The 25729-nt window shown below is 66.4% G+C and carries 27 protein-coding genes; all 27 read left to right on the forward strand.

Going from position 1 to position 25729, the window contains the following annotated elements:
* Window positions 1-12 precede the first annotated feature (12 nt).
* The 27 genes from AAFN46_RS14845 (at window position 13) to flhA (ending at window position 25723) form a co-directional block, all read left to right on the forward strand.
* On the forward strand, window positions 13-393 hold the full coding sequence (locus tag AAFN46_RS14845; protein WP_347809464.1) for a flagellar protein FlaG: 381 nt from the start codon (window positions 13-15) through the stop codon (window positions 391-393).
* A 76-nt stretch (window positions 394-469) separates the two neighbouring features.
* Window positions 470-2203 (forward strand): flagellar filament capping protein FliD, encoded by a 1734-nt coding sequence (fliD, locus tag AAFN46_RS14850; RefSeq protein ID WP_347809465.1) that lies wholly within the window; start codon window positions 470-472, stop codon window positions 2201-2203.
* 3 nt (window positions 2204-2206) lie between these two features.
* Window positions 2207-2602: a flagellar export chaperone FliS gene (gene fliS / locus AAFN46_RS14855; RefSeq protein WP_347809466.1), complete on the forward strand. Its 396-nt coding sequence runs from the start codon at window positions 2207-2209 to the stop codon at window positions 2600-2602.
* A gap of 71 nt (window positions 2603-2673) precedes the next feature.
* Window positions 2674-3054 (forward strand): flagellar export chaperone FliS, encoded by a 381-nt coding sequence (fliS, locus tag AAFN46_RS14860; protein WP_347809467.1) that lies wholly within the window; start codon window positions 2674-2676, stop codon window positions 3052-3054.
* An 11-nt stretch (window positions 3055-3065) separates the two neighbouring features.
* Window positions 3066-3362 (forward strand): flagellar protein FliT, encoded by a 297-nt coding sequence (locus tag AAFN46_RS14865; RefSeq protein ID WP_347809468.1) that lies wholly within the window; start codon window positions 3066-3068, stop codon window positions 3360-3362.
* A 188-nt stretch (window positions 3363-3550) separates the two neighbouring features.
* A complete protein-coding gene (locus tag AAFN46_RS14870) occupies window positions 3551-5026 on the forward strand; it encodes a sigma-54 dependent transcriptional regulator (protein ID WP_347809469.1) in 1476 nt (491 codons plus the stop codon).
* Between the two features lie 214 nt (window positions 5027-5240).
* A complete protein-coding gene (locus AAFN46_RS14875; RefSeq protein WP_347809539.1) occupies window positions 5241-6401 on the forward strand; it encodes an ATP-binding protein in 1161 nt (386 codons plus the stop codon).
* A gap of 3 nt (window positions 6402-6404) precedes the next feature.
* Window positions 6405-7811 carry a sigma-54-dependent response regulator transcription factor FleR gene (gene fleR / locus AAFN46_RS14880; RefSeq protein ID WP_347809470.1) on the forward strand — a complete coding sequence of 469 codons (1407 nt, stop codon included), beginning with the start codon at window positions 6405-6407 and terminating at the stop codon, window positions 7809-7811.
* Window positions 7812-8003: 192 nt separating this feature from the next.
* Window positions 8004-8336: a flagellar hook-basal body complex protein FliE gene (gene fliE / locus AAFN46_RS14885; protein ID WP_347809471.1), complete on the forward strand. Its 333-nt coding sequence runs from the start codon at window positions 8004-8006 to the stop codon at window positions 8334-8336.
* A gap of 15 nt (window positions 8337-8351) precedes the next feature.
* Window positions 8352-10139 (forward strand): flagellar basal-body MS-ring/collar protein FliF, encoded by a 1788-nt coding sequence (gene fliF / locus AAFN46_RS14890; protein WP_347809472.1) that lies wholly within the window; start codon window positions 8352-8354, stop codon window positions 10137-10139.
* Window positions 10132-11148, forward strand: a complete 1017-nt coding sequence (fliG, locus tag AAFN46_RS14895) for a flagellar motor switch protein FliG (protein ID WP_347809473.1) — start codon at window positions 10132-10134, stop codon at window positions 11146-11148. The genes fliF and fliG overlap by 8 nt, the downstream gene beginning before the upstream one ends.
* 13 nt (window positions 11149-11161) lie before the next feature.
* Complete coding sequence (gene fliH / locus AAFN46_RS14900) at window positions 11162-11950, forward strand: flagellar assembly protein FliH (protein WP_347809474.1); 789 nt, start codon at window positions 11162-11164, stop codon at window positions 11948-11950.
* Window positions 11940-13298 carry a flagellar protein export ATPase FliI gene (fliI, locus tag AAFN46_RS14905; protein ID WP_347809475.1) on the forward strand — a complete coding sequence of 453 codons (1359 nt, stop codon included), beginning with the start codon at window positions 11940-11942 and terminating at the stop codon, window positions 13296-13298. The genes fliH and fliI overlap by 11 nt, the downstream gene beginning before the upstream one ends.
* A 3-nt stretch (window positions 13299-13301) precedes the next feature.
* Window positions 13302-13751, forward strand: coding sequence for a flagellar export protein FliJ (gene fliJ / locus AAFN46_RS14910; protein WP_347809476.1), 450 nt, complete (start codon window positions 13302-13304; stop codon window positions 13749-13751).
* Between the two features lie 68 nt (window positions 13752-13819).
* Window positions 13820-14125 carry an STAS domain-containing protein gene (locus AAFN46_RS14915; RefSeq protein WP_187805527.1) on the forward strand — a complete coding sequence of 102 codons (306 nt, stop codon included), beginning with the start codon at window positions 13820-13822 and terminating at the stop codon, window positions 14123-14125.
* A 5-nt stretch (window positions 14126-14130) separates the two neighbouring features.
* Window positions 14131-15816, forward strand: coding sequence for a SpoIIE family protein phosphatase (locus tag AAFN46_RS14920; RefSeq protein ID WP_347809477.1), 1686 nt, complete (start codon window positions 14131-14133; stop codon window positions 15814-15816).
* An 83-nt stretch (window positions 15817-15899) separates the two neighbouring features.
* Complete coding sequence (locus AAFN46_RS14925) at window positions 15900-16250, forward strand: Hpt domain-containing protein (protein WP_347809478.1); 351 nt, start codon at window positions 15900-15902, stop codon at window positions 16248-16250.
* Between the two features lie 70 nt (window positions 16251-16320).
* Window positions 16321-17634, forward strand: coding sequence for a flagellar hook-length control protein FliK (locus AAFN46_RS14930; RefSeq protein WP_347809479.1), 1314 nt, complete (start codon window positions 16321-16323; stop codon window positions 17632-17634).
* 198 nt (window positions 17635-17832) lie between these two features.
* A complete protein-coding gene (gene fliL / locus AAFN46_RS14935) occupies window positions 17833-18366 on the forward strand; it encodes a flagellar basal body-associated protein FliL (protein ID WP_347809480.1) in 534 nt (177 codons plus the stop codon).
* A gap of 11 nt (window positions 18367-18377) precedes the next feature.
* Complete coding sequence (gene fliM / locus AAFN46_RS14940; RefSeq protein WP_347809481.1) at window positions 18378-19349, forward strand: flagellar motor switch protein FliM; 972 nt, start codon at window positions 18378-18380, stop codon at window positions 19347-19349.
* A gap of 82 nt (window positions 19350-19431) precedes the next feature.
* Entirely contained in the window at window positions 19432-19902 is a 471-nt protein-coding gene (fliN, locus tag AAFN46_RS14945) for a flagellar motor switch protein FliN (RefSeq protein ID WP_347809482.1), read from the forward strand.
* Between the two features lie 2 nt (window positions 19903-19904).
* Window positions 19905-20333: a flagellar biosynthetic protein FliO gene (gene fliO, locus AAFN46_RS14950; RefSeq protein WP_347809483.1), complete on the forward strand. Its 429-nt coding sequence runs from the start codon at window positions 19905-19907 to the stop codon at window positions 20331-20333.
* On the forward strand, window positions 20330-21085 hold the full coding sequence (fliP, locus tag AAFN46_RS14955) for a flagellar type III secretion system pore protein FliP (protein ID WP_347809484.1): 756 nt from the start codon (window positions 20330-20332) through the stop codon (window positions 21083-21085). The genes fliO and fliP overlap by 4 nt, the downstream gene beginning before the upstream one ends.
* An 11-nt stretch (window positions 21086-21096) precedes the next feature.
* The gene (gene fliQ / locus AAFN46_RS14960) at window positions 21097-21366 is read left to right on the forward strand and encodes a flagellar biosynthesis protein FliQ (protein WP_347809485.1); all 270 of its coding nucleotides are present in this window, start codon (window positions 21097-21099) and stop codon (window positions 21364-21366) included.
* A complete protein-coding gene (gene fliR / locus AAFN46_RS14965) occupies window positions 21366-22142 on the forward strand; it encodes a flagellar biosynthetic protein FliR (protein ID WP_347809486.1) in 777 nt (258 codons plus the stop codon). The genes fliQ and fliR overlap by 1 nt, the downstream gene beginning before the upstream one ends.
* Before the next feature lie 152 nt (window positions 22143-22294).
* Window positions 22295-23431, forward strand: coding sequence for a flagellar biosynthesis protein FlhB (gene flhB, locus AAFN46_RS14970; protein ID WP_347809487.1), 1137 nt, complete (start codon window positions 22295-22297; stop codon window positions 23429-23431).
* A gap of 168 nt (window positions 23432-23599) precedes the next feature.
* Window positions 23600-25723 carry a flagellar biosynthesis protein FlhA gene (flhA, locus tag AAFN46_RS14975; protein WP_347809540.1) on the forward strand — a complete coding sequence of 708 codons (2124 nt, stop codon included), beginning with the start codon at window positions 23600-23602 and terminating at the stop codon, window positions 25721-25723.
* The last annotated feature ends 6 nt before the right edge of the window (window positions 25724-25729 follow it).

The raw sequence follows: 25729 nt of genomic DNA on the forward strand, positions 1-25729 counted from the left end.
GAGGAGAGATTTATGGACCTTGGCTCAATCAAGAATTCGCTGAATCCGCTACAGCAGGTCGCCGGGCGTGCCGCTCAGGCGGGAGCGCCGCGCCAGCAGCAGGTCGATGCCGCTGCAGCTGGCGACGAGCAGGCGGCGAAGGCAGTTGCTGGCGAGGCGCAGGAAGTCACTCGCGAGCAGGTCGAGTCTGCGGTGTCCACCATTCAGGAGTTCGTGCAGTCGGTGAGGCGCAATGTCAACTTCTCGGTGGAGAACGGCTCCGGACGCATCGTGGTCAAGGTGACAGATGCTTCTTCCGGCGATGTGATTCGGCAGATTCCTTCCGAAGAGGCGCTGCAGCTGGCAGAGAGCCTGGAGGAGGTGCGTAGCCTGCTGTTCAAGGCGGAGGCATGATCCAGTGCGTTGGCATGCCTTTTGACTCCTAACCCCCATGAGGCGTTGAGAGTCATATTTTTGGCGAGGTGGAAACATGGCAGGTATTTCTGGGATTGGCTCCGGGATCGACATCAAGAGCATCGTTACCGCTCTGGTCAATGCCGAGAAGGCGCCCAAAGAGGCACAACTCAGTCGCCTGGAGAAGACCGCCACATCGCGTATTTCGGCGCTGGGCGGTCTGCGCTCGGCGCTGGGTGAGCTCAATGGCACCCTGCAGAACCTGAGCAAGCTCTCGGCCTTTCAGAAGCAGTCGCTGAGTTCCTCCAACAGCGGCGTGCTCACCGCCACGGCCACGGGCAGCGTGCCGCCGGGCAGCTTCAGCCTACAGGTCCAGCAACTGGCCTCCAGCAGCAAGGTGACCTTGCAGTCGGTTGGCGGTGGCACAGCGGCCACCTTCAATTCCGGCAAGCTGACCATCAGCGCGGGCAGCACCAGCTTCGAGGTGGACGTCACCGCCGAGAACAACAGCCTGGCCGGTATCCGCGATGCCATCAACAGCCAGGGCGAGAGCAGCGGCGTCAGCGCCAGTATCGTTTCCGACGCCTCGGGTTCGCGCCTGATCCTCAGCTCGACCAAGACCGGCGAGGGCAATGACCTGCGGGTCGCGGTCAGCGAGGACGGTACCACCCTCGGGCAGAACTCGTTGAAAGCGCTGAGCTTCCTCTCGGCGCAGTCTTCCGTGCAACTGGGCAGCATTGCCGGCGGCGCGGCGGCCACCTTCAAGGCGGGCACCCTGACCCTCGGCAGCGGCGCTGCCAGCCTGGACGTGACGGTGAACGCCGAGGATTCCCTGGCCGATATTCGCGACGCCATCAACACCCAGGGCGCGGCCCAGGGCTTTTCCGCCAGCATCGAAAGCGTGGAGGGCGGCGCGGCGCGACTGGTGGTGAATTCCACCAGTGGCGAGGCGGTGAGCGTGACTTCCGCGAGCCCCGACACGGGGCTCGGCGACAACAGCCTGTCGGCCCTGAACTCGGTGGCCCAGGCCAACGCCAAGACCATCGACACCGCCAAGTCGGCGAAGATCACCGTCGACGGCCTGGCGGTGACCAAGTCGAGCAACAGCATCTCCGATGTCATCGATGGCGTGACTCTGAAGCTGGTCAGCGCCCAGTCGGCCGACGATATCGCCGCCGGCAAGAGCGTGACCCTGACGGTGGGGCAGGACCGCAATCTGGTCCGCAGCAACCTGCAAAAGTTCGTCGACTCCTACAACAAGCTGATCCAGACCACCCACGAGCTGACCGCGGTGGTCCAGGTCGGCGAAGGCAAGCCGCCGGTCACCGGCCCGATGCTCGGCGACTCTTCCATTCGCAACCTGCTCACCGGCCTGCGCAAGGAGCTGACTCAGCTCGGCGAGGAGGCCGGTGTGCGGGCGCTGGCGGAGCTCGGCATCACCACCGGCAAGGATGGCAAGCTCAGCCTCGACGGCAGCAAGCTGGATGCGGCGCTGGCAGGCAGCAACTACGACAAGGTCGCGACCTACCTCGCCGGCGACAATGGCCTGATGGGCCGCTTGGCCAAGGTGGTGAAGCCCTACCAGGAGACGGGTGGGGTGCTGGATCAGCGACAGAAGGGCCTGCAAGGCACCATCAGCAGCATCGACAAGCAGCGCGAGGCGCTCAATCTGCGCATCGCCAAGGTCGAGGCGCGCCTGTATGACCAGTACAACGCCATGGATGCCCTGGTCGGCCGTCTGCAGAAGACCAGCGAGAGCCTGACCAATCAGCTGGCCAGTCTTCCCGGCTTCGTGAGAAAGGATAAGTAATCGATGAGCAAGAAACCCATCGACACCTACAAGCAGGTCAGGACCAGTCAGGAGGTCAGCCCGTACCGGGCCGTGCAGATGCTGCTCGACGGTGCCTTGGAGCGTGTGATGCTGGCCCGTCAGGCCCAGCTCGAAGGCAATGCCGAGGTCCGCGGCCTGGCCGTGGGCAGCACCATCACCATTCTCGGTGTGCTGCAGTCCAGCCTGGACAAGCAGCTCGGCGGCGAGATCGCCGAGAACCTGGATGCACTCTACGACTATATGACCCGGCGTCTGGCCGGCGTCGCCCTGGACGAAACGCCGCGCAGCCTGGACGAGGTGCAGCAGCTGCTCGGCCAGATCAAGAGCGCCTGGGATGCGATAGGTCCGGAGGTCGAGCCGGCCGCCACGACACAATGATTCTTCGCTAAAGCCGCACCGCGATTGGCCGATACAGGGACTGTATCCAGGCAATGTTCAGCGGAGCGATCATGAACGCGATGGCGGCCCTCAGGCAGTATCAAACCGTCAATACCCAGGCTCAGGTCACCGATGCCAGTCCGCATCGGTTGATCCAGATGCTGATGGAGGGCGGCCTCTCCCGCCTGGCCCAGGCCAAGGGTGCCATGCTGCATGGGCAGAGCGCCCAGAAAGGCGAGCTGATCGGCAAGGCCATTGGTATCATCGGCGGCCTGCGCGAAGGCCTGGATCTGGAACAGGGCGGCGAGATCGCCGCCAATCTCGATCGACTCTATGATTACATGGTGTCTCGCCTGGTCGAGGCCAATATCAGTAACGAGCCGGCGTTGCTCGACGAGGTCGCCGACCTGCTGCGCAACGTCAAGTCCGCCTGGGACGCCATCGGCCAGTGAAGGGGTATGCCATGAGTTCATCCGTCCAGCTCCTCGAAGCCACCGGCAGCGCCCTGCGCGATGCCCTGCAGCGACGTGACTGGGCTGCCATCGGCGAACTGGATGCCCAGTGCCGGCAGGCGGTCGAGGAGGCCATGGTCGAGGCGGTGCGCGACGAAGACCTGCTGCGCCAGCGCATGCAGGAGCTGCTCGACCTCTATCATGAGCTGGTCACTACCTGCCAGGCCGAGCAGCGGCGTCTGGCCGGCGAGTTGGTTCAGCTCAACCAATCGCAGCAGGGCGCCAAGGTCTACCAGCTGTTCACCTGAGCGTCTCCCGCCTGATCCTTTCCGGGTAGCTGCAGAGACTTGGCGATGCACCCGGAAATCGCAGAAAAATTCACGTCATAAAATTGACTATCGCCTGTTTTTTGACTTTACTAGTGGCCAATTGCCGTTGTCGCTTGCGATAGCGCTTGCAGACCTTTTTTCCAGCCCGCGAGCCAGACCAGAACAAGATGTGGCGAGAAACCAAGATTCTCCTGATTGACGACGATGCCGAACGCCGCCGCGACCTGGCGGTGATTCTCGGTTTCCTGGGTGAAGACCACCTGGCCTGTGGCAGCCACGACTGGCGCCAGACGGTGGACAAGCTCGAATCCAGCCGCGAAGTGCTCAATGTGCTGCTCGGTGACGTACAGGCCAAAGGGGGCGCGCTGGAGCTGCTCAAGCAGCTCGCCAGCTGGGACGAGAACCTGCCGCTGCTGTTGCTCGGCGAGCCGGCGCCGGCGGACTGGCCGGAAGACCTGCGCCGCCGCGTGCTGGCCAGCCTGGAGATGCCGCCCAGCTACAACAAGCTGCTCGATTCCCTGCATCGGGCCCAGGTCTATCGCGAGATGTACGATCAGGCGCGCGAGCGCGGCCGCCAGCGCGAGCCGAACCTGTTCCGCAGCTTGGTCGGCACCAGCCGCGCCATTCAGCAGGTCCGGCAGATGATGCAGCAGGTGGCCGACACCGAGGCCAGCGTGCTGATCCTCGGTGAGTCCGGTACCGGCAAGGAAGTGGTGGCGCGCAACCTGCACTACCACTCCAAGCGCCGCGAGGCGCCCTTCGTGCCGGTCAACTGCGGCGCCATTCCGGCCGAGCTGCTGGAGAGCGAGCTGTTCGGCCACGAGAAGGGCGCCTTCACCGGCGCCATCACCAGCCGTGCCGGGCGCTTCGAGCTGGCCAACGGCGGTACCCTGTTCCTCGACGAGATCGGCGACATGCCGCTGCCGATGCAGGTCAAACTGCTGCGCGTGCTGCAGGAGCGCACCTTCGAGCGGGTCGGCAGCAACAAGACCCAGAGCGTGGATGTGCGCATCATCGCCGCGACCCACAAGGATCTGGAGAAGATGATCGAGGAGGGCACCTTCCGCGAGGACCTCTACTATCGCCTCAACGTCTTCCCCATCGAGATGGCGCCCCTGCGCGAGCGGGTGGAGGATATTCCGCTGCTGATGAATGAGCTGATCTCGCGCATGGAGTTCGAGAAGCGCGGCTCCATCCGCTTCAACTCCGCGGCCATCATGTCGTTGTGCCGGCACGACTGGCCGGGCAACGTGCGCGAGCTGGCCAACCTGGTCGAGCGCATGGCGATCATGCATCCCTACGGTGTGATCGGCGTCGGCGAGCTGCCGAAGAAGTTCCGCCACGTCGACGACGAGGACGAGCAGCTGGCCATCAGCATCCGCGAGGAGCTGGACGAGCGCGCGGTGATCGGCGCCGGCCTGCCGGGCATGACCAATACCGCCATGTTGCCGCCGGAGGGCCTGGACCTGAAGGACTACCTGGGCAATCTCGAGCAGGGCCTGATCCAGCAGGCGCTGGATGACGCCGGTGGTGTGGTGGCGCGGGCCGCCGAACGCCTGCGCATCCGCCGCACCACCCTGGTGGAGAAGATGCGCAAGTACGGCATGAGCCGTCGCGACGAGGAGGCGGGCGAGGAGGACTGACTCGCCTCGATCCATTCCCTGACGAAGCCGGGGCTTTGACGCATGCCCCGGATTTCGTTTTTAAGTGATTGAGATATATCGATTAATTTTTTAGGCATGGGGATTGCTTCGACTCTCTCGACCGACCGTTTACCGACGGTTCGCCAGCAGAGAGAAGAACATGAGCCAAGCCGTCCCCCTGCCATCGCCGACCGAAGCCGTTCCCGACGCGCCGATGGAGCAGGCCAGTCGCGCCAGCCTGGAACAGGCCTTCGCCTTGTTCAACCAGATGTCCACCCAGCTGAGCAGCTCCTACAGCATGCTCGAGGCGCGGGTGAGCGAGCTCAAGGGCCAGCTGGCCCTGGTCAGCGCCCAGCGCATGCAGGAGCTGGCCGAGAAGGAGCGTCTGGCGCAGCGCCTGCAGAGTCTGCTCGACCTGCTGCCCGGTGGCGTCATCGTCATCGATGGCCAGGGCGTGGTGCGCGAGGCCAACCCGGTGGCCCGCGCGCTGCTCGGCAAGCCGCTGGTGGGCATGCTCTGGCGCGAGGTGATCGCGCGCAACTTCGCGCCGCGCAAGGACGACGGCCACGAGATTTCCCTGAGGGATGGGCGCCGCCTGTCCATCGCCACCCGCTCGTTGCAGGGTGAGCCCGGCCAGTTGGTGCTGCTCACCGACCTGACGGAAACCCGTCGCCTGCAGGATCAGCTGGCTCGCCACGAGCGTCTGTCCGCGCTCGGCCGCATGGTCGCCTCGCTGGCCCACCAGATCCGCACCCCGCTGTCCGCCGCGCTGCTCTATGCCAGTCACCTCTCCGAGCAGGAGCTGCCCTTCGAGCAGCAGCAGCGTTTCGCCGGGCGGATCAAGGAGCGCCTGCACGAACTGGAGCACCAGGTGCGCGACATGCTGGTGTTCGCCCGTGGCGAGTTGCCGCTGCCCGACCGTATCGCCCCGAATGCCCTGTTCGCCGCCCTGCGCGCCGCCGCCGAGCCCCATGTACAGGGCATGCAGGTGCGCTGGCAGTGCGACGCCCGCCTGGGTGAGCTGCTGTGCAACCGCGACACCCTGGTCGGCACCGTGCTCAACCTGGTCGAGAACGCCATCCAGGCCGGCGGCCGCGAGGCGCGCCTGAAGATCCACCTCTATGCCCGTGGCAACAGTCTGCGCCTGTGCGTCAGCGACAACGGCCCGGGCATGGACAAGGCCACCCTGGCGCGCCTCGGCGAACCCTTCTTCACCACCAAGACCACCGGCACCGGCCTCGGCCTCGCCGTGGTCCAGGCGGTGGTGCGCGCCCACCGCGGCGAGCTGCGCCTGCGCTCGCGCGCCGGCCGTGGCACCTGCGCCACCCTCGTACTGCCGCTGATCCAGGCGGCTCAGCCGGATATTCAGGAGTAAGCCATGACTGCCAAGGTTCTGCTGGTCGAAGACGACCGCGCGCTGCGTGAGGCGCTTGCCGACACCCTGTCGCTCGGTGGTCATGAGTTCCGCGCCGTGGACTGCGCCGAAGAAGCGGTGGTCGCGCTGGGCGAGGAGGCCTTCGGCCTGGTGATCAGCGACGTCAACATGCCCGGCATGGACGGTCATCAGCTGCTGGCGCTGATCCGCTCGCGCTACCCGCAACTGCCGGTGCTGCTGATGACCGCCTACGGCGCCGTCGAGCGCGCGGTGGAGGCCATGCGCCAGGGGGCCGCCGATTACCTGGTCAAGCCCTTCGAGCCGCGCACCCTGCTGGAGCTGGTGGGGCGCCATGCGCTCGGTCGCGCCAGCGGCGGCGAGGGCGAGGGGCCGGTGGCCTGCGAGCCGGCCAGCCAGCAGCTGCTGGAGCTGGCCGCGCGAGTGGCCAGGAGCGATTCCACCGTGCTGATCTCCGGCGAATCCGGTAGCGGCAAGGAGGTACTGGCACGCTATATCCACCAGCAATCCGGGCGTGCGAGCGGCCCCTTTATCGCCATCAACTGCGCGGCGATTCCGGACAACATGCTCGAGGCCACTCTGTTCGGCCACGAGAAGGGCGCCTTCACCGGCGCCGTCGCCGCCCAGCCCGGCAAGTTCGAGCTGGCCGACGGCGGCACCATCCTGCTCGACGAGATTTCCGAGATGCCCCTGGGGCTGCAGGCCAAGCTGCTGCGCGTGCTGCAGGAGCGCGAGGTGGAGCGGGTCGGCGCGCGCAAGCCGACCAGCCTGGACATTCGCGTGCTGGCCACCACCAACCGCGATCTGGCCGGCGAAGTGGCGGCCGGGCGTTTCCGCGAGGATCTCTACTATCGCCTGTCGGTGTTCCCGCTGGCCTGGCGTGCGCTGCGCGAGCGCCCCGCCGACATACTGCCGCTGGCCGAGCGGTTGCTGGCCAAGCACGTCAAAAAAATGAACCATGCCGCCGTGCAGCTCTCGCCGCAGGCCCGCGCGGCGCTGCTGGCGCATGCCTGGCCGGGCAATGTGCGCGAGCTGGACAATGCCATCCAGCGCGCGCTGATCCTGCAGCAGGGCGGGCTGATCCAGCCCCACGACCTGTGCCTGACCGCGCCCATCGGCATGGCCTCCATGAGCGTGGCGCCGGCACCCGCTGTTGCGCCGGCGGGCAATCCGCCGGAGCTCGAGGTGTCGGCTACGGATGGCGCCGGCGCCCTGGGCGAGGACCTGCGTCGGCGCGAGTTCCAGCTGATCATCGACACCCTGCGCGCCGAGCGCGGTCGGCGCAAGGAGGCGGCCGAGCGCCTCGGCATCAGCCCCCGCACCCTGCGCTACAAGCTGGCCCAGATGCGCGACTCCGGCATGGACGTCGAGGCCTATCTCTACGCCAGCTAGCGCCGACAGCTGCAAGCCGTAAGCCACAAGCGACAAGTGACAGCAAAAGCCCGATCCAGATGAAACCGTTTGGAGCGGGCTTTCTCTTGTAGCTTGTGGCTTATAGCTTGCGGCTACCCTTGGCACTCTTGTTGCACATACCCTGCAAAAGCCGCGCAGCGTCAAAAAACCGCGGCAGCTGGAGGAAAGCTCATGAGCCAGGGTGTCGAATTCAATCGCCTGATGTTGGAAATGCGTGCCATGCAGATGGAGGCCATGGCCAAGATCAAGCCGGAGCAGGTCGCCGCTCCCGAGCCGGGCGCGCCGAGCTTCGCCGATATGCTCGGCCAGGCGGTCGGCAAGGTGAACGAGACCCAGCAGGCCGCTACCCAGCTGGCGACCGCCTTCGAGATGGGGCAGAAGGGCGTCGACATCACCGACGTGATGATCGCCTCGCAGAAGGCCAGCGTGTCCTTCCAGGCCATGACCCAGGTGCGCAACAAGCTGGTTCAGGCCTATCAAGACATCATGCAGATGCCGGTTTAAGGGCGGAGTTGAAACATGGCTGACGCAGTCGCTGCAAACGTACCCGCCACCGCCGCTGCCGAGGGGCCGAAGAAGCCGCTGTTCGGCCTGGCCTTCCTGGAGAATCTCTCCGAGATGTCCATGCTGCGCCAGATCGGCCTGCTGGTCGGCCTGGCCGCCAGCGTGGCCATCGGCTTCGCCGTGGTGCTGTGGTCGCAGCAGCCGGACTATCGGCCGCTGCTGGGCAACCTGGCCGGCATGGACAGCAGCCAGGTGATGGAGGTGCTCAACGCCGCCGATATCGCCTACACGGTCGAACCGAACTCAGGGGCCCTGCTGGTCAAGTCCGACGACCTCGGGCGGGCGCGCATGAAGCTGGCGGCCGCCGGTGTGGCACCGGGCGATGGCAACGTCGGTTTCGAGATTCTCGATCGCGAGCAGGGCCTGGGCACCAGCCAGTTCATGGAGGCCACGCGCTACCGCCGCGGCCTGGAGGGCGAGCTGGCGCGCACCATTTCCAGCCTGAACAACGTCAAGGGCGCGCGCGTGCACCTGGCCATCCCAAAGAGTTCGGTATTCGTGCGCGACGAGCGCAAGCCCAGCGCCTCGGTGCTGGTCGAGCTGTACCCGGGGCGCGCCCTGGAGCCGAGCCAGGTGATGGCCATCGTCAATCTGGTGGCCACCAGCGTGCCGGAGCTGACCAAGTCGCAGGTCACCGTGGTCGACCAGAAGGGCAACCTGCTGTCCGACCAGCAGGAGCTGTCCGAGCTGACCATGGCGGGCAAGCAGTTCGACTACACCCGGCGCATGGAAAGCCTGTTCACCCAGCGGGTGCACAATATCCTGCAGCCGGTGCTGGGCAATGGCCGCTACAAGGCCGAGGTGTCCGCCGATGTCGACTTCAGCGCGGTGGAGTCCACCGCCGAGATGTTCAACCCGGACCAACCGGCCCTGCGCAGCGAGCAGCAGGTCAACGAGCAACGCTCCAGCGGCCTGCCGCCGCAGGGTGTGCCGGGCGCCCTGAGCAACCAGCCACCGGGTGCCGCCAGCGCGCCGGAGCAGGCCAATGCCCAGGCCGCGCCGCCCGGCCCGATACAGCCCGGCCAGCCGCTGCTGGACGCCAATGGCCAGCAGGTCATGGACCCGGTCACCGGTCAGCCGATGCTGGCGCCCTATCCGGCGGACAAGCGCGAGCAGTCCACCCGCAACTTCGAGCTGGACCGCTCGATCAGCTACACCAAGCAGCAGCAGGGCCGCCTCAAGCGCCTCTCGGTGGCCGTGGTGCTGGACGACAAGATCAGCATCGACGCCGAGTCCGGCGAGGTCACCCGCTCGCCCTGGGGCGCCGAGGACCTGGCCCGCTTCACCCGCCTGGTGCAGGACTCGGTAGGCTTCGACGCCAGCCGTGGCGACAGCGTCAGCGTGATCAACGCGCCGTTCTCGGCCGAGGTCGGCGAGGAGAGCATAGACATTCCCTTCTACTCGCAACCCTGGTTCTGGGACATCGTCAAGCAGGTGCTCGGCGTGCTGTTCATCCTGGTACTGGTGTTCGGTGTGCTGCGCCCGGTGCTCAACAACATCACTGCGGGCGGCAAGGGTGGCGCCGGCGCGGGCGGTGCGCGCGACGTGGAGCTGGGCGACATGGCCGGCCTGGAGGGCGAGCTCGCCGCCGACCGCGTCAGCCTGGGTGGCCCGCAGAGCATCCTGCTGCCCAGCCCCTCGGAGGGGTATGATGCTCAATTGAACGCCATCAAGGGTCTGGTGGCGGAAGATCCGGGCCGTGTGGCCCAGGTAGTCAAAGAGTGGATCAATGCCGATGAGTGACAATCGTCCCGCCGCCAAGATGACCAAGGTCGACAAGGCCGCCATCCTCCTGCTGTCGCTCGGCGAGACCGACGCCGCGCAGGTGCTGCGTCACCTCGGGCCGAAGGAAGTGCAGAAGGTCGGCGTGGCCATGGCCGCCATGCGCAACGTGCAGCGCGAGCAGGTGGAGAAGGTGATGGGCGAGTTCGTCGACATTGTCGGCGACCAGACCAGCCTGGGCGTCGGCGCCGACAGCTACATCCGCAAGATGCTCACCCAGGCCCTGGGCGAGGACAAGGCCGGCAACCTGATCGACCGCATCCTGCTCGGCGGCAGCACCAGCGGCCTGGACAGCCTGAAGTGGATGGAGCCGCGCGCGGTGGCCGACGTGATCCGCTACGAGCACCCGCAGATCCAGGCGATCGTGGTGGCCTATCTGGACCCGGACCAGGCCGGCGAGGTGCTCAGCCACTTCGACCACAAGGTGCGCCTGGACATCATCCTGCGCGTGTCCTCGCTCAATACCGTGCAGCCGGCCGCGCTCAAGGAGCTCAACCAGATCCTCGAGAAGCAGTTCTCCGGCAGCGCCAACACCACCCGCGCCAACCTGGGCGGGGTCAAGCGCGCGGCGGACATCATGAACTTCCTCGACAGCGCGGTGGAAGGCCAGCTGATGGACTCCATCCGCGAGGTCGACGAGGACCTGTCCAGCCAGATCGAGGACCTGATGTTCGTCTTCGACAACCTGGCCGACGTCGACGACCGCGGCATCCAGGCGCTGATGCGCGAGGTGTCCTCCGATGTGCTGGTGCTGGCACTCAAGGGCGCCGACGAGGCGATCAAGGAAAAGGTGTTCAAGAACATGTCCAAGCGTGCCGCCGAGCTGCTGCGCGACGACCTGGAGGCCAAGGGCCCGGTACGCGTCAGCGAAGTGGAGGCGGCGCAGAAGGAGATTCTCACCATCGCCCGGCGCATGGCCGAGTCCGGCGAGATCGTCCTCGGCGGTGCCGGCGGCGAGGCGATGATCTGAGGAGCGGGCCGAGATGGTTGCCAAGGAAGCCCCCAGCGAGCTGATCCGCGCCAAGGATGTGACGGCGTTCGACCGCTGGTCGATTCCCAGCTTCGATCCCGAGGGCGAGCAGGTCGCCGTCGAGCCGCAGCCGCAGGTCGAGCCGGAGCCGGAAGCACAGAGCGAGGAGGTGGCGGCCGAGGAGGTCAGGCCACCGACCCTGGAGGAAATCGAGGCGATTCGCCAGGACGCCTACAACGAAGGCTTCGCCACCGGCGAAAAGGACGGCTTCCATGCCGGCCAGCTGAAGGCCAAGCAGGAGGCCGATGCGGCCCTGGCCGGCAAGCTGGAGCGGCTGGAGCGACTGATGGGCCATCTGCTGGAGCCCATCGCCGAGCAGGATCGCGAGCTGGAGCAGGGGCTGGTCAACCTGGTCAGCCAGATGACCCGCCAGGTGATCCAGCGCGAGCTGGCCACCGACTCCAGCCAGATTCGCCATGTGCTGCGCGAGGCGCTGAAACTGCTGCCGATGGGCGCCGAGAACATCCGCATCCATGTCCATCCGCAGGACTTCGAGCTGATCAAGGCCCTGCGCGAGCGCCATGAGGAGAGCTGGCGCATCCTCGAGGACGAGGCCCTGCTGCCCGGCGGCTGCCGGGTGGAGAGCGAGCACAGCCGCATCGACGCCAGCGTCGAGACGCGCCTGGCCACGGCGCTCAAGCAGCTGTTCGAGCAGCAGCGGGCGCAGGCCACCCATCCGCCGGAGGCCGATATCGCTATCGATCTGGATGGCGCCGCCCCGGAGAGCCCCGATGCGCCTTGAGCGCACCAGCTTCGCCAAGCGCCTGGCCGGCTATGCCGACGCGGTGCAGTTGCCCGCCCAGCCGGTGGTGGAGGGCCGCCTGCTGCGCATGGTCGGCCTGACCCTGGAGGCCGAGGGGCTGCGCGCGGCGCTGGGCAGTCGCTGCCTGGTGATCAACGACGACAGCTATCACCCGGTGCAGGTGGAGGCGGAGGTGATGGGCTTTTCCGCTGGCAAGATCTACCTGATGCCGGTCGGCAGCCTGGCCGGCATCGCGCCCGGCGCCCGCGTGGTGCCGCTGCCGGACACCGGTCGCCTGCCCATGGGCATGTCCATGCTCGGCCGGGTGCTGGATGGCGCCGGGCGTGCCCTGGACGGCAAGGGCGGGATGAAGGCCGAGGACTGGGTGCCGATGGACGGGCCGACCATCAACCCGCTCAACCGCCATCCGATCAGCGAGCCGCTGGACGTCGGCATCCGCTCGATCAACGGCCTGCTCACCGTCGGTCGCGGCCAGCGCCTGGGCCTGTTCGCCGGTACCGGCGTGGGCAAGTCGGTGCTGCTGGGCATGATGACCCGCTTCACCGCGGCCGAGATCATAGTGGTCGGCCTGATCGGCGAGCGCGGGCGCGAGGTCAAGGAGTTCATCGACGAGATTCTCGGCGAGGAGGGCCTCAAGCGTTCCGTGGTGGTCGCCTCGCCGGCCGACGAGGCGCCGCTGATGCGCCTGCGCGCCGCGCAGTACTGCACGCGCATCGCCGAGTATTTCCGCGACAAGGGCAAGAACGTCCTGCTGCTGATGGATTCGCTGACCCGCTACGCCCAGGCCCAGCGCGAGATCGCCCTGGCCATCGGCGAGCCGCCGGCGACCAAGGGCTATCCGCCTTCGGTGTTCGCCAAGCTGCCCAAGCTGGTGGAGCGCGCCGGCAACGCGGAGGCCGGCGGTGGCTCGATCACCGCCTTCTACACCGTATTGAGCGAGGGCGACGACCAGCAGGACCCGATCGCCGACGCCGCCCGCGGGGTGCTCGACGGCCACTTCGTGCTGTCGCGTCGGCTGGCCGAGGAGGGGCACTATCCGGCCATCGACATCGAGGCCTCGATCAGCCGGGTCATGCCGCAGGTGGTCGACGCCGAGCACCTGAGCCAGGCACAGCGCTTCAAGCAACTGTGGTCGCGCTACCAGCAGAGCCGCGACCTGATCAGCGTCGGCGCCTATGTGCCGGGCGGCGACGCCGATACCGACCTGGCCATCGCCCGCCAGCCGGCCATGGCCCGCTACCTGAGGCAGGGGCTGGGTGACAGCGAGGCGCTGAACGAGAGCATCGGCCAGCTGGCCCAGGTGTTCAATCCGCAGGCACAGGCCTGATAGATGGCCGACAGTCGCGCAACCCGCCTGGCTCCGGTGGTGGAGATGGCCGAACGCGCCGAGCGCGAGGCGGCCCGGCAGATGGCCCACATGCAGGGGTTGCTGGCCAAGGCCGAGGCGCAGCTGGGCGATCTGGAGCGCTATCGCGCCGACTATCAGCAGCAGTGGATCAGCGAGGGCAGCAAGGGCGTCTCCGGCCAGTGGCTGATGAACTATCAGCGCTTTCTCAGTCAGCTGGAGACCGCCATCGGTCAGCAGCTGCAGAGCATCGCCTGGCACCGGCAGAATCTGGACAAGGCGCGTGGCCTCTGGCAGCAGAAGCACGCGCGCCTCGAGGGCCTGCGCAAGCTGGTGCAACGCTACCTGGACGAGGCCCGCGCCGCCGAGGACAGGCGCGAGCAGAAGCTGCTCGACGAACTGTCGCAACGCCTGCCGCCGAGAGATCGAGACTGAATCGCGGTTGCCGCCGGCACCTGCGGGTGCTACATCTTGAATGCACAAGAACCAACAAGGAGTTCTACATGGCCATCACCGCGCTATCTTCGAGCGACGGACAGGAGTTGACCATTCACATCCAGGGCCGCTTCGATTTCTCCGCACACCAGGAGTTTCGCGATGCCTACGAGCGGGTGAGCGCCACGCCGAAGCGTTATGTGGTCGATCTCAAGGGCGCCACCTATCTGGATAGCTCGGCCCTGGGCATGCTCCTGCTGCTACGCGACCATGCCGGCGGCGACCATGCGCGGATCAGCCTGGTCAATTGCAACCCGGACGTGCGCAAGATCCTCTCCATCTCCAATTTCGAACAACTCTTCCAGATCGGCTGATCGCCATGTCCGACCGCCTGTCCATCCTGATCGCCGAGGACAGCGCGGCGGACAGACTGTTGCTATCCACCATCGTCGGCCGCCAGGGCCACCGGGTGCTCACCGCCGCCGACGGCCAGCAGGCCCTGGCGCTGTTCGAGCAGGAGCGCCCGCAGCTGGTGTTGATGGATGCGCTGATGCCGGTGATGGACGGTTTCGAGGCCTCGCGGCGGATCAAGGAGCTGGCCGGCGAGGAGCTGGTACCGATCATCTTCCTCACCTCGCTGACCGAGAGCGAGGCCCTGGTGCGTTGCCTGGAGGTCGGCGACGACGTGCTCGGCAAGCCCTACAACCAGATCGTCCTGCAGGCCAAGATCAGGGCCATGGACCGTCTGCGCCGCCTGCAGCAGGTGGTGCTGGAGCAGCGCGACCTGATCGCCAAGCACAACGAGCACCTGCTGACCGAGCAGCGGGTGGCCAAGGCGGTATTCGACAAGGTGGCCCATTCCGGCTGCCTGGGCGCGCCCAATATCCGCTACCTGCAGTCGCCCTTCGCCCTGTTCAACGGCGATCTGCTGCTGGCCGCGTTCAAGCCCTCCGGCGGCATGCATGTGCTGCTCGGCGACTTCACCGGCCACGGCCTGCCGGCGGCCATCGGCGCCATGCCGCTGGCCGAGGTGTTCTACGGCATGACTGCCAAGGGTTTCTCCATGGCGGAGATCCTGCGGGAGATGAACACCAAGCTCAAGCGCATCCTGCCGGTGGGGGTGTTCTGCTGCGCCACCCTGCTCAATCTGAGCTTCCAGCGGCGGGTGGTGGAGGTGTGGAACGGCGGACTGCCGGATGGCCACCTGCTGCGCGCCAATGGCGAGCGCGTGGCGCTGGTGTCGCGCCATCTGCCCCTGGGCGTGTTGGACGCCGGCGCTTTCAACGAGGCCCGCGAGGTATACCCCATCGAGCAGGGGGACCGGATCTTCCTGCTCTCCGATGGCGTGCTGGAGACCCGCGATGCCTCGGGGCAGCTGTTCGGCGAGGAGCGCCTGCTGCGGGTGTTCGCCGCCGGCCATCCGCCTGCCCGACTGTTCGACGAGATTCAGCGGGCGCTCACCGCGTTCCGTGGCGAGGCGCAGGACGATGTCAGCATGGTCGAGCTGTGCATGGTCGAGGAGGCGCTGCTCAACAGGCCGCCGCTGGCCTTCACCGACAGCGGGCAGAGCAGCCCGCTGGACTGGTCGGCCAGCTTCGAGTTCCGTGCCGAGACGCTCAAGCGCTTCAATCCGCTGCCCTTCATCCTGCAGCTGCTGATGGAGGTGCAGGGGCTGCGAGCCCAAGGCGGGGCGCTCTATACCGTGCTGGCCGAGCTCTATTCCAATGCCCTGGAGCACGGCGTGCTGGCCCTGGATTCGTCGCTCAAGGCCGATGCCCAGGGTTTCGCCCGCTACTACCGGCAGCGGGTTCAACGCCTGCAGGCCCTGCAGGAGGGCTTCGTGCGCTTCGAGCTGCGTCTCGAGCCCCAGGGCGACGGAGGCTGCCTGCGCATCTCGGTACAGGACAGCGGCGGCGGTTTCGATGTGGCGCGGGCCCTGGGGCGGGAACCCGAGCGCGGCTGCCTGAGCGGCCGCGGCCTGCGTCTGGTCCGCCAGTTGGCCGACCAGTGTCAGTGGTCGACGGATGGCCGGGGCGTCACCGTCGAGTTTCGTTGGTCGGCCTGATGGCATTTGGCCAACTAAGCGGCAGAATGCCAGCTCCATCTCGGGCATAATCGCCCAGTTTTCCTCGACCGTGGAGTGAGCCGGTGTCCGATTCCCATCTCGATCAGGCCGTACTGGCTTCCCTGCAGGATGTCATGGGGGCCGAATATCCCGTGCTGCTGGATACCTTTCTGGTCGATTCGGATGAGCGTCAGCGTCACATCCTGGAAGCCTGCGAGGCGGGCGATGCCCAGGCTCTGCGTCTGGCCGCGCACAGCTTCAAGGGCAGCTGCAGCAACATGGGGGCGCCCATGCTGGCGGTGCTGTGCAGGCAACTGGAGGAGGCCGCCCGGCGCGAGCGACTGGATGAGGCGCCGGACCTGATCGAGCAGATCGGGCGCGAGTTCGCCATCGTCCGCATCCTGCTGAAGTCGGAGCGTCAGCGTTATCGCTGAGAGCTGGGGGCAAAGTTGGCCCGGCCCTTGCTCTCTCCTCGGTACGATCCATCCCTAACGGAGAGTACCCATGTCCGTTGCACCCGATTTCCTCCTGCAGTCCGCACCCGAGGTGCGGCCGAAGGCCCCCCCTGCCAAGGCCCAGTCCAGTGCGCCGGAGCCCGCCAGGCGCGAGGCTTCCAGCTTCGCCGAGGTGTATGCCAAGGAGCGCCAGGCCAAGGCGGCCGAGCGTAAGGAGGGCGCTTCCAAGGCTGGCGAGCAGGGCTCCGCGGAGGCCAGGACGACCGACGAGCCGGCGAGCGAGCCTGCCGCCGAGCAGCCGGTCGTTGCCGAAAGCGGCAATGCTTTGCCGGAGGCCCTGCCCGAGGGCGAGGAGGAGGGGCTCGATGCGCTGCTGATGGCCATGGGCGGGCAGCAGCTACCGGCGCCCGAGGCAGTCGATGTTGGCGAGGCGCTGCCGGAGGCCGAGGGCGAGGAGGCGGCCAAGCGGGTCGATCCGCTGCTGCAGGCGAACACTCCGGCTGTCGCCAGCGCCGCGCCAGCGACGCTCACCGAGGCCAGCCACGACCCCGAGTTGGACATGCTCAACAGCCTGCCCGGGGTGAAACTGGCCCTGGAAGTGGGCGCGCAGGGCCAGGCCGCGACCCAGCAGCAGCTGAGCCCGGGCGCGCTGGCCGCGGAGAAATCGGCCAATGCCGGGCAGGGCTTCGCCAATGCCCTGGCCGCCTTCTCAGGTGACGCCATGCCCAGCGAGGAGGTGCCGGCCGAAGGGCTGGAGGGCGAGCTGTTCGGCGAGTCTCTGGACGGCGGCCTGCCCAGTGTCCGCGAGGGGCAGGGCGAGGCGCGTGCGGAGGCCTTCGCCAGCAAGCTCAGCGCCCTGAGCCAGGCCATCGGCCAGCAGGCTCAGGCCACCCAGCGCCTGCCTCTGGTGCCGGGGCAGCCGGTGCAGGTAGGGCAGGCCGGCATGAGCGAGGCGGTGGTCGACAAGGTGATGTGGCTGTCCAGTCAGAACCTCAAGTCCGCCGAGATCCAGCTGGACCCGGCCGAGTTGGGACGCCTGGAGGTGCGCATCGAGCTGAACAAGGATCAGGCGGCCCAGGTCACCTTCGTCAGCGCCAACGCCAACGTGCGTGACCAGCTGGAAGGCCAGGCCCACCGCTTGCGCGAGCTGTTCGCCCAGCAGGGCATGAACCAGCTCGACGTCAACGTCTCCGACCAGTCCCTGGCGCGCGGCTCCCAGGGTGACGGCGGGGAGGGCGGCGGTCGTTCCGGCGGTCGTGGCATGGGGGGCTCCGGCGACGAGGAAGTGCTGGTCGGCGTCAGCGAGATTCGCACCCAGGCTGCCGGAAGCACGCCGCGCGGTCTGGTGGACTACTACGCCTGACGCTTCGCCCAGTCCTGCAAGAAGCTGCGCCCGGTGCCGATAAAGCACCGGGCGCAGTCGTTTTCGGGTGACAGACGGTCATCGCCTTGGTATATCGGCAGCCGGCGTCGAGGGACTATCTTGTTTATAAGGTGGCATAACACTTGCTCCTAAGCCCTTGACCAAGGACAAAACTCTGATTGGCGACGGATTTCTGGCATGGCAAAGAAACAGGCTCCCACCCCCCCGGCGGCCGAAGGCGGTGAAAAGACCGGCGGCAAGGGCAAGCTCAAGCTCATCATCCTGATCGTGGTGATCCTGCTGCTGGCGGTAGGCGGCTCCGTGGGCGCGACCCTGTTCTTCCTCAAGGGCAAGAGCGCGGAACCGGAGAAGACGGCCGAGGAGAGCAGCGAGAGCGTGCCTGCCGTCAAACAACCGGCGATCTACGAGACCATAGCGCCGGCCTTCATCGCCAATTACAACTACCAGGGCCGGCAGCGCTACATGCAGGTCAGCGTGGCGCTGATGGCGCGTGACCAGGCCGAGCTGGATGCCCTCAAGGTGCACATGCCGCTGGTGCGCAATCGTCTGGTGATGCTGTTTTCCGGGCAGGACTTCGCCGCCCTGATGACGCCGGTCGGCAAGGAGTTGCTGCGCAGCCAGGCCACCACCGTGGTGCAGGAACTGGCGCAGAAAGAAACCGGAAAAACCGTGGTCGAACAAGTATTGTTCACCAACATAGTGCTGCAGTAGCGGGAGCTGTCATGGCCGTACAAGACCTGCTGTCACAGGACGAGATCGACGCGCTGTTGCACGGCGTCGACGATGGCCTGGTCGAGACCGAGGACTCCGGCGAGCCCGGTAGCGTCAAGAGCTACGACCTGACCAGCCAGGACCGTATCGTCCGCGGACGCATGCCGACCCTGGAGATGATCAACGAGCGTTTCGCCCGCTATACCCGCATCAGCATGTTCAACCTGTTGCGCCGCTCCGCCGATGTGGCGGTGGGCGGCGTGCAGGTGATGAAATTCGGCGAGTACGTGCATTCGCTGTATGTGCCGACCAGCCTCAACCTGGTGAAGATGAAGCCGCTGCGCGGCACCGCGCTGTTCATCCTCGACGCCAAGCTGGTATTCAAGCTGGTGGACAACTTCTTCGGCGGCGACGGTCGCCACGCCAAGATCGAGGGGCGCGAATTCACCCCCACCGAGCTGCGGGTGGTGCGCATGGTCATCGACCAGGCCTTCATCGACCTCAAGGAGGCCTGGCATGCGGTGATGGATGTCAACTTCGAGTACATCAACTCGGAAGTGAACCCGGCACTGGCCAATATCGTCAGCCCCAGCGAGGTGGTGGTGGTGTCCACCTTCCACATCGAGCTGGACGGCGGTGGCGGCGACCTGCACATCACCATGCCCTATTCGATGATCGAGCCGATCCGCGAGATGCTCGACGCTGGCTTCCAGTCCGACGTCGACGACCAGGACGAACGCTGGGTCAAGGCCCTGCGCGAGGACATCCTCGACGTCAACGTGCCGCTCGGCGCCACCTTGGCACGGCGCGAGCTGAGGCTGCGCGACATCCTGCATATGCAGCCGGGAGACGTGATCCCGGTGGAGCTGCCGGAGCAGATCATCATGCGCGCCAACGGCGTGGCCGCCTTCAAGGTCAAGCTGGGCGCGCACAAGGGCAACCTGGCCCTGCAGATTCTCGAGCCCGTGGAGCGCCTGCGCTGAGGGCGCGGCGACCCGGGTAGCCAACCCGGCCAGCCGGGGAACCCCCGGCCAGCCAAGATTGATAGCCAGCCGAGGTAGAGCGATGGCAGACGAAAACGAAGGCACCAGCCCAGAAGAGCAGGCCCTGGCCGACGAGTGGGCCGCGGCCCTGGCCGAGGCCGGCGACGCCGGGCAGGACGATATCGATGCGTTGATGAACCAGGAAGCGCCCGCGGCCCCGGCCGCGCCGCGCATGCCGATGGAGGAGTTCGGCGCGGCGCCCAAGCCGGGCAACGGTCCGGTGGCCCTGGAGGGGCCGAACCTGGACGTGATCCTCGATATCCCGGTGTCCATCTCCATGGAAGTGGGCAGCACCGAGATCAGCATCCGCAACCTGCTGCAGCTCAACCAGGGCTCGGTGGTGGAGCTCGATCGCCTGGCCGGCGAGCCGCTGGACGTGCTGGTCAACGGCACCCTGATCGCCCACGGCGAGGTGGTGGTGGTCAACGAGAAGTTCGGCATCCGCCTGACCGACGTGATCAGCCCCAGCGAACGCATCAAGAAGCTGCGCTAGCCATGTCGCGTGGATTCTGCGGTCTTCTCCTGCTGGCGCCCGCGACCCTGCTGGCGGCCGAGCCGGCGCGCACGCCGCTGGCCGGCAGCGAGATCGGCGGTCAGTTGGTGCAACTGATGCTCGGCCTGCTGCTGGTGGTCGCGCTGATCTTCGCCCTGGCCTGGCTGCTGCGCCGCGTGCAGCAGATCGGCCCGCGCGGCAATCAGGCGATCAAGCTGCTGGCCAGCCAGCCCCTGGGCCCGCGCGAGCGCCTGCTGTTGGTTCAGGTCGGCAGCGAGCAGATATTGCTCGGCCTCAGCGCCGGTCGCATCACCCCCCTGCACGTGCTCAAGGAGCCGGTGCATCTGGCCGATGGCGAGCCGGCCACTCCGGAGTTCGCTCAGCGCCTGATGGAACTGCTCGGCAAGGATCAGAAGGACCACAAGGAATGAGCGCCTGGCGCATTCTGCTGACGCTGCTGCTGACCCTCGCCGCGCCCCTGGTGTTCGCCGCCGGCGATCCGTTGTCGATTCCTGCCATCACCCTCAGCACCAATGCCGAGGGGCAGCAGGAGTATTCGGTCAGCCTGCAGATCCTGCTGATCATGACGGCGCTGAGCTTCATCCCGGCGTTCGTCATGCTGATGACCAGCTTCACCCGGATCATCATAGTGTTTTCCATCCTGCGTCAGGCCCTGGGCCTGCAGCAGACACCGTCGAACCAGATACTGATCGGCCTGGCCCTGTTCCTGACCCTGTTCATCATGGCCCCGGTGTTCGACAAGATTAACCAGGATGCCCTGCAGCCCTACCTCAACGAGCAGCTGCCGGCGCAAGAGGCGATAGCCCGTGCCGAGGGGCCGATCAAGGAGTTCATGCTGGCGCAGACCCGCGCCTCGGACCTGGAGCTGTTCGTGCGCCTGTCCAAGCGCAGCGACATCGCCAGCCCCGAGGCCGCGCCGCTGACCATCCTGATCCCGGCCTTCGTCACCTCCGAGCTGAAGACCGCGTTCCAGATCGGCTTCATGATCTTCATCCCCTTCCTGATCATCGACATGGTGGTGGCCAGTATCCTCATGGCCATGGGCATGATGATGCTGTCGCCGCTGATCATTTCCCTGCCGTTCAAGATCATGCTGTTCGTCCTGGTCGATGGCTGGGCACTGATCATGGGCACCCTGGCCGGCAGTTTCGGCACCATATAGAGGGCGCGTAGATGACTCCGGAAATCGCCGTCGACCTGTTCCGCGAAGCGCTCTGGCTGACCGCCCTGATCGTCGGCCTGCTGGTGCTGCCGAGCCTGCTGGTGGGCCTGTTGGTGGCCATGTTCCAGGCCGCCACGCAGATCAACGAACAGACCCTGAGCTTCGTCCCGCGCCTGCTGGTGATGCTGCTCACCCTGATGTGGGCGGGACCCTGGCTGGTGCGCGAGCTGATGGAGTACACCCAGACGCTGGTGCACAACATCCCGCTGTTGATCGGCTGATGCTCGAGCTGACCAATGCGCAGATCGGCGGCTGGGTGGGCCAGTTCCTCCTGCCGCTGTTCCGCATCGCCGCCATGCTGATGGTGATGCCGGTCTTCGGCACCCAGCTGGTGCCGGCGCGGGTGCGCCTGTATCTGGCCCTGGCCATCTGCCTGGTGCTGGCGCCGACCCTGCCACCGATGCCGCAGGTGGATTCCGTCAGCCTGCAGTCCATGCTGCTGATCGCCGAGCAGGTGCTGATCGGGGCGATGTTCGGCCTCGTCCTGCAGCTGTATTTCCACCTGTTCACCGTGGCCGGGCAGATCATCGCCATGCAGATGGGCCTGGGCTTCGCCTCCATGGTCGACCCGGCCAACGGCGTATCGGTGCCGGTGCTCGCCCAGTTCCTGCTGATGCTGGTGACCCTGCTGTTTCTCGCCATGAACGGCCACCTGGTGGTGTTCGAGGTGCTGGCCGAGAGCTTCGTGACCCTGCCGGTGGGCCGGGGCCTGTTGCTCGATCACTACTGGACGCTGGCCGGCAAGCTGACCTGGGTGCTGGCCGCCGGCCTGCTGCTGGCGCTGCCGGTGATCACCGCGCTGCTGATCATCAACCTGGCCTTCGGCGTGATGACCCGCGCCGCGCCGCAGCTGAACATCTTCTCCATCGGCTTCCCGCTGACCCTGGCGCTCGGCCTGGTCATCTTCTGGCTCGGGCTATCCGACTTCCTGGCGCATTTCCAGACGCTGACCAGCGAAGCCCTGCAACAACTGCGCGAACTGGCGCGCATCCGCTGAGAACCTGTTTACGATCTGCTGCGCGTCGGCCTGGCGTCGTTAAAAACAGGCTCGGAATGCTCATTTACCATTAGTAAACTCCGCTTCCTCGCCTGTTTTTGCCTAGCCCGGCTCTAGCTCGCGAGATCGTAAAAAGGTTCTGAGGAGGCTCCATGGCTGAGAGCGAAAGCGGCGCGGACAAGAGCGAGGAACCTACCAGCAAGCGCCTGGAAGAGGCGCGCAAGAAAGGCCAGATCGCCCGCTCCAAGGAGCTCAGCACCCTGGCGGTGACCTTCGGCGGCGCCGCGGCGCTGCTGATCTTCGGCGCTCAGATGGGCCGCGCCATGCTGGACATGATGCAGGGCAACTTCTCCCTGCCACGCGAGGTGCTGCAGGACGAGGGCGCCATGGTCCGCCACCTGCTGGCCACCGGCATGGAGGCGTTGCTGGCGCTGCAGCCCTTTTTCATCGTCATGCTGATCGCCTCCGTCATAGGCCCCATCGCCCTGGGCGGCTGGCTGTTCTCCAGCGAGGCGCTGCAGCCCAAGTTCAGCCGGATGAACCCCTGGGAGGGGCTCAAGCGCATGTTCTCCGCCAAGGCCCTGGTGGAGCTGCTCAAGGCCCTGGCCAAGTTCGTGATCATCCTGCTGGTGGCGCTGCTGGTGCTCAGGGCCGACCAGGACGACCTGCTGGCCATCGCCAACGAGCCGGTCGAGTCGGCCATCCTGCACGCCATGCAGGTGGCCGGCTGGAGCCTGCTGTGGATGGCCTGCGGGCTGATCCTGATCGCCGCAGTGGACGTGCCCTTCCAGCTCTGGGACACCAAGCAGAAGCTGATGATGACCAAGCAGGAGGTCAAGGACGAGTACAAGGACAGCGAGGGCAAGCCCGAGGTCAAGTCGAAGATCCGCCAGTTGCAGCGGCAGATGGCCGAGCGGCGCATGATGCAGCAGGTGCCCGAGGCCGACGTGGTGATCACCAACCCGACCCACTTCGCCGTGGCCCTGAAGTACGACCCGGCTAAGGGCAATGCGCCGTTGCTGCTGGCCAAGGGTGGCGACTTCCTGGCGCTGAAGATCCGCGAGATCGCCCAGGAGCACAAGGTCACCCTGCTGGAGTCGCCGTCCCTGGCGCGGGCGGTGTACTACTCCACCGAAGTGGATCAGGAGATTCCCGCCGGCCTCTACCTGGCCGTGGCCCAGGTGCTGGCCTACGTCTACCAGCTCAAGCAGTTCCGTGCCGGCAAGGGCAAGCGCCCGGGGCCGCTGCCGGACCTACCGATTCCGCCGGACCTGCGCCGCGACGAATAAGCGCGGGAGCGGCAAGCCGCAAGCTTCAAGCTGCAAGTGAGTCCTGCTGTTACTTGCCGCTTGAGGCTTGCAGCTTGTAGCCGCCTTTGTGGAACGCTTCTTGCCCTTACCCCCTGCATGGCGTCTTTAGCGTCAAAAGATTGAATCGGCTGGGGAAAACAAGTGGCAGTGGATCGCGCGCAAATCATCGGTGACGTACGCAGCAACCTGGCGGGGTTGCGCCACGGCAATCTGGGCATTCCGCTGATGCTGCTGGTCATGCTCGCCATGGTCATGCTGCCGATCCCGCCGTTCCTGCTCGATGTGCTGTTCACCTTCAGCATCGCCCTGTCCATCGTCGTTCTACTGGTCGCCATCTATGCCCTGCGGCCGCTGGACTTCGCCGTGTTCCCCACCGTGCTGCTGGCCGCGACCCTGCTGCGCCTGGCGTTGAACGTGGCCTCCACTCGCGTGGTGCTGCTGCACGGCCAGGATGGCCACGACGCGGCGGGCAAGGTGATCCAGGCCTTCGGCGAGGTGGTGATCGGCGGCAACTACGTGGTCGGCGGCGTGGTCTTCGCCATCCTGATGATCATCAACTTCGTGGTGGTCACCAAGGGCGCCGGGCGGATTTCCGAGGTATCGGCGCGCTTCACCCTGGATGCCATGCCCGGCAAGCAGATGGCCATCGACGCCGACCTCAACGCAGGCCTGATCGACCAGGCCGAGGCCAAGAAACGCCGTGCCGAGGTGGCCCAGGAGGCCGACTTCTACGGTTCGATGGACGGTGCCTCGAAGTTCGTGCGCGGCGATGCCATCGCCGGCCTGCTGATCCTCTTCATCAACCTGATCGGCGGTATCGCCATCGGCGTGGCGCAGCACGACCTGGCGTTCGCCGAGGCCGGGCGCATCTACACCCTGCTGACCATCGGCGACGGTCTGGTGGCGCAGATTCCCTCGCTGCTGCTGTCCACCGCCGCGGCCGTGATGGTCACCCGCGTCTCCACCGCCGAGGACATGGGCCAGCAGGTCAGCCGGCAGATGTTCGCCTCGCCCAAGGCGCTGGCCGTGGCGGCCGCGATCATGATCACCATCGGCCTGGTGCCGGGCATGCCGCATGTGCCCTTCATCGGTCTGGGCCTGGTGGCCGCCGGCGCGGCCTACTGGATCGCCCACAAGCTGCGTCAGACCCAGGTGGCGGCCGAGCAGGAGGTCAAGCGCCAGCAGGAGCTGCTGCCGGCGCAGAAGGCCCAGGAGGTCAAGGAACTGGGCTGGGATGACGTCACTCCGGTGGACATGGTCGGCCTGGAAGTCGGCTACCGCCTGATTCCGCTGGTCGATCGCAACCAGGGCGGCCAGCTGCTGGCGCGGATCAAGGGCGTGCGCAAGAAGCTGTCGCAGGAGATGGGCTTCCTCATGCCTTCGGTACATATCCGCGACAACCTCGACCTGTTGCCCAATGCCTACCGCCTGACCCTGATGGGCGTCAGCGTGGCCGAGGCCGAGGTGTATCCCGAGCGCGAGCTGGCGATCAACCCGGGCCAGGTGTTCGGCACCCTCAACGGTATCGCCGCCAAGGATCCGGCGTTCGGCCTGGAGGCGGTATGGATCGACCCCAGCCAGCGCGATCAGGCCCAGTCCCTCGGCTACACGGTGGTGGACGCCAGCACCGTGGTCGCCACCCACCTCAACCAGGTGCTGCACAAGCACGCCCACGAGCTGCTCGGCCACGAGGAGGTCCAGCAGTTGCTGCAGCTGCTGGCCAAGACCTCGCCCAAGCTGGCCGAAGAACTGGTGCCGGGCATGGTCTCGCTGTCGACCCTGCTCAAGGTGCTGCAGGCGCTGCTGCAGGAGCAGGTGCCGGTGCGCGATATTCGCAGCATCGCCGAGGCCATCTCCAACGTCGCCGGCAAGAGTCAAGATCCCGCCGCGATGGTCGCCGCGGTGCGCGTCGCGCTGTCCCGCGCAATCGTGCAAGGCATTGTGGGACTAGAGCCGGAGCTGCCTGTGATCACCCTGGAGCCTAGGTTGGAACAGTTATTGCTGAATAGCCTGCAGAAGGCCGGTCAGGGCTCCGAGGACGGCATCCTCCTCGAACCCGGCATGGCCGAGAAGCTGCAACGCTCCCTGGTGGATGCGGCGCAGCGCCAGGAAATGCTCGGCAAGCCGGTGATCCTGCTGGTGGCCGGCCCGGTCCGGGCGATGCTGTCGCGCTTCGCGCGGCTCGCCGTACCCAGCATGCACGTACTGGCCTACCAGGAAATACCGGACAACAAGCAGGTCACGATCGTCGCCACGGTCGGCCAGAACTGAGGGCTC

Source organism: Pseudomonas sp. CAU 1711, assembly GCF_039888625.1.
In the GTDB taxonomy this organism is placed as follows: domain Bacteria; phylum Pseudomonadota; class Gammaproteobacteria; order Pseudomonadales; family Pseudomonadaceae; genus Aquipseudomonas.

What these genes read in the sequence shown, in the direction of transcription:
- AAFN46_RS14845 (WP_347809464.1), top strand. Translation starts at nt 13, where the DNA reads ATGGACCTTGGCTCAATCAAGAATTCGCTGAATCCGCTACAGCAGGTC.
- fliD (WP_347809465.1), top strand. Translation starts at nt 470, where the DNA reads ATGGCAGGTATTTCTGGGATTGGCTCCGGGATCGACATCAAGAGCATC.
- fliS (WP_347809466.1), top strand. Translation starts at nt 2,207, where the DNA reads ATGAGCAAGAAACCCATCGACACCTACAAGCAGGTCAGGACCAGTCAG.
- fliS (WP_347809467.1), top strand. Translation starts at nt 2,674, where the DNA reads ATGAACGCGATGGCGGCCCTCAGGCAGTATCAAACCGTCAATACCCAG.
- AAFN46_RS14865 (WP_347809468.1), top strand. Translation starts at nt 3,066, where the DNA reads ATGAGTTCATCCGTCCAGCTCCTCGAAGCCACCGGCAGCGCCCTGCGC.
- AAFN46_RS14870 (WP_347809469.1), top strand. Translation starts at nt 3,551, where the DNA reads ATGTGGCGAGAAACCAAGATTCTCCTGATTGACGACGATGCCGAACGC.
- AAFN46_RS14875 (WP_347809539.1), top strand. Translation starts at nt 5,241, where the DNA reads ATGGAGCAGGCCAGTCGCGCCAGCCTGGAACAGGCCTTCGCCTTGTTC.
- fleR (WP_347809470.1), top strand. Translation starts at nt 6,405, where the DNA reads ATGACTGCCAAGGTTCTGCTGGTCGAAGACGACCGCGCGCTGCGTGAG.
- fliE (WP_347809471.1), top strand. Translation starts at nt 8,004, where the DNA reads ATGAGCCAGGGTGTCGAATTCAATCGCCTGATGTTGGAAATGCGTGCC.
- fliF (WP_347809472.1), top strand. Translation starts at nt 8,352, where the DNA reads ATGGCTGACGCAGTCGCTGCAAACGTACCCGCCACCGCCGCTGCCGAG.
- fliG (WP_347809473.1), top strand. Translation starts at nt 10,132, where the DNA reads ATGAGTGACAATCGTCCCGCCGCCAAGATGACCAAGGTCGACAAGGCC.
- fliH (WP_347809474.1), top strand. Translation starts at nt 11,162, where the DNA reads ATGGTTGCCAAGGAAGCCCCCAGCGAGCTGATCCGCGCCAAGGATGTG.
- fliI (WP_347809475.1), top strand. Translation starts at nt 11,940, where the DNA reads ATGCGCCTTGAGCGCACCAGCTTCGCCAAGCGCCTGGCCGGCTATGCC.
- fliJ (WP_347809476.1), top strand. Translation starts at nt 13,302, where the DNA reads ATGGCCGACAGTCGCGCAACCCGCCTGGCTCCGGTGGTGGAGATGGCC.
- AAFN46_RS14915 (WP_187805527.1), top strand. Translation starts at nt 13,820, where the DNA reads ATGGCCATCACCGCGCTATCTTCGAGCGACGGACAGGAGTTGACCATT.
- AAFN46_RS14920 (WP_347809477.1), top strand. Translation starts at nt 14,131, where the DNA reads ATGTCCGACCGCCTGTCCATCCTGATCGCCGAGGACAGCGCGGCGGAC.
- AAFN46_RS14930 (WP_347809479.1), top strand. Translation starts at nt 16,321, where the DNA reads ATGTCCGTTGCACCCGATTTCCTCCTGCAGTCCGCACCCGAGGTGCGG.
- fliL (WP_347809480.1), top strand. Translation starts at nt 17,833, where the DNA reads ATGGCAAAGAAACAGGCTCCCACCCCCCCGGCGGCCGAAGGCGGTGAA.
- fliM (WP_347809481.1), top strand. Translation starts at nt 18,378, where the DNA reads ATGGCCGTACAAGACCTGCTGTCACAGGACGAGATCGACGCGCTGTTG.
- fliN (WP_347809482.1), top strand. Translation starts at nt 19,432, where the DNA reads ATGGCAGACGAAAACGAAGGCACCAGCCCAGAAGAGCAGGCCCTGGCC.
- fliO (WP_347809483.1), top strand. Translation starts at nt 19,905, where the DNA reads ATGTCGCGTGGATTCTGCGGTCTTCTCCTGCTGGCGCCCGCGACCCTG.
- fliP (WP_347809484.1), top strand. Translation starts at nt 20,330, where the DNA reads ATGAGCGCCTGGCGCATTCTGCTGACGCTGCTGCTGACCCTCGCCGCG.
- fliQ (WP_347809485.1), top strand. Translation starts at nt 21,097, where the DNA reads ATGACTCCGGAAATCGCCGTCGACCTGTTCCGCGAAGCGCTCTGGCTG.
- fliR (WP_347809486.1), top strand. Translation starts at nt 21,366, where the DNA reads ATGCTCGAGCTGACCAATGCGCAGATCGGCGGCTGGGTGGGCCAGTTC.
- flhB (WP_347809487.1), top strand. Translation starts at nt 22,295, where the DNA reads ATGGCTGAGAGCGAAAGCGGCGCGGACAAGAGCGAGGAACCTACCAGC.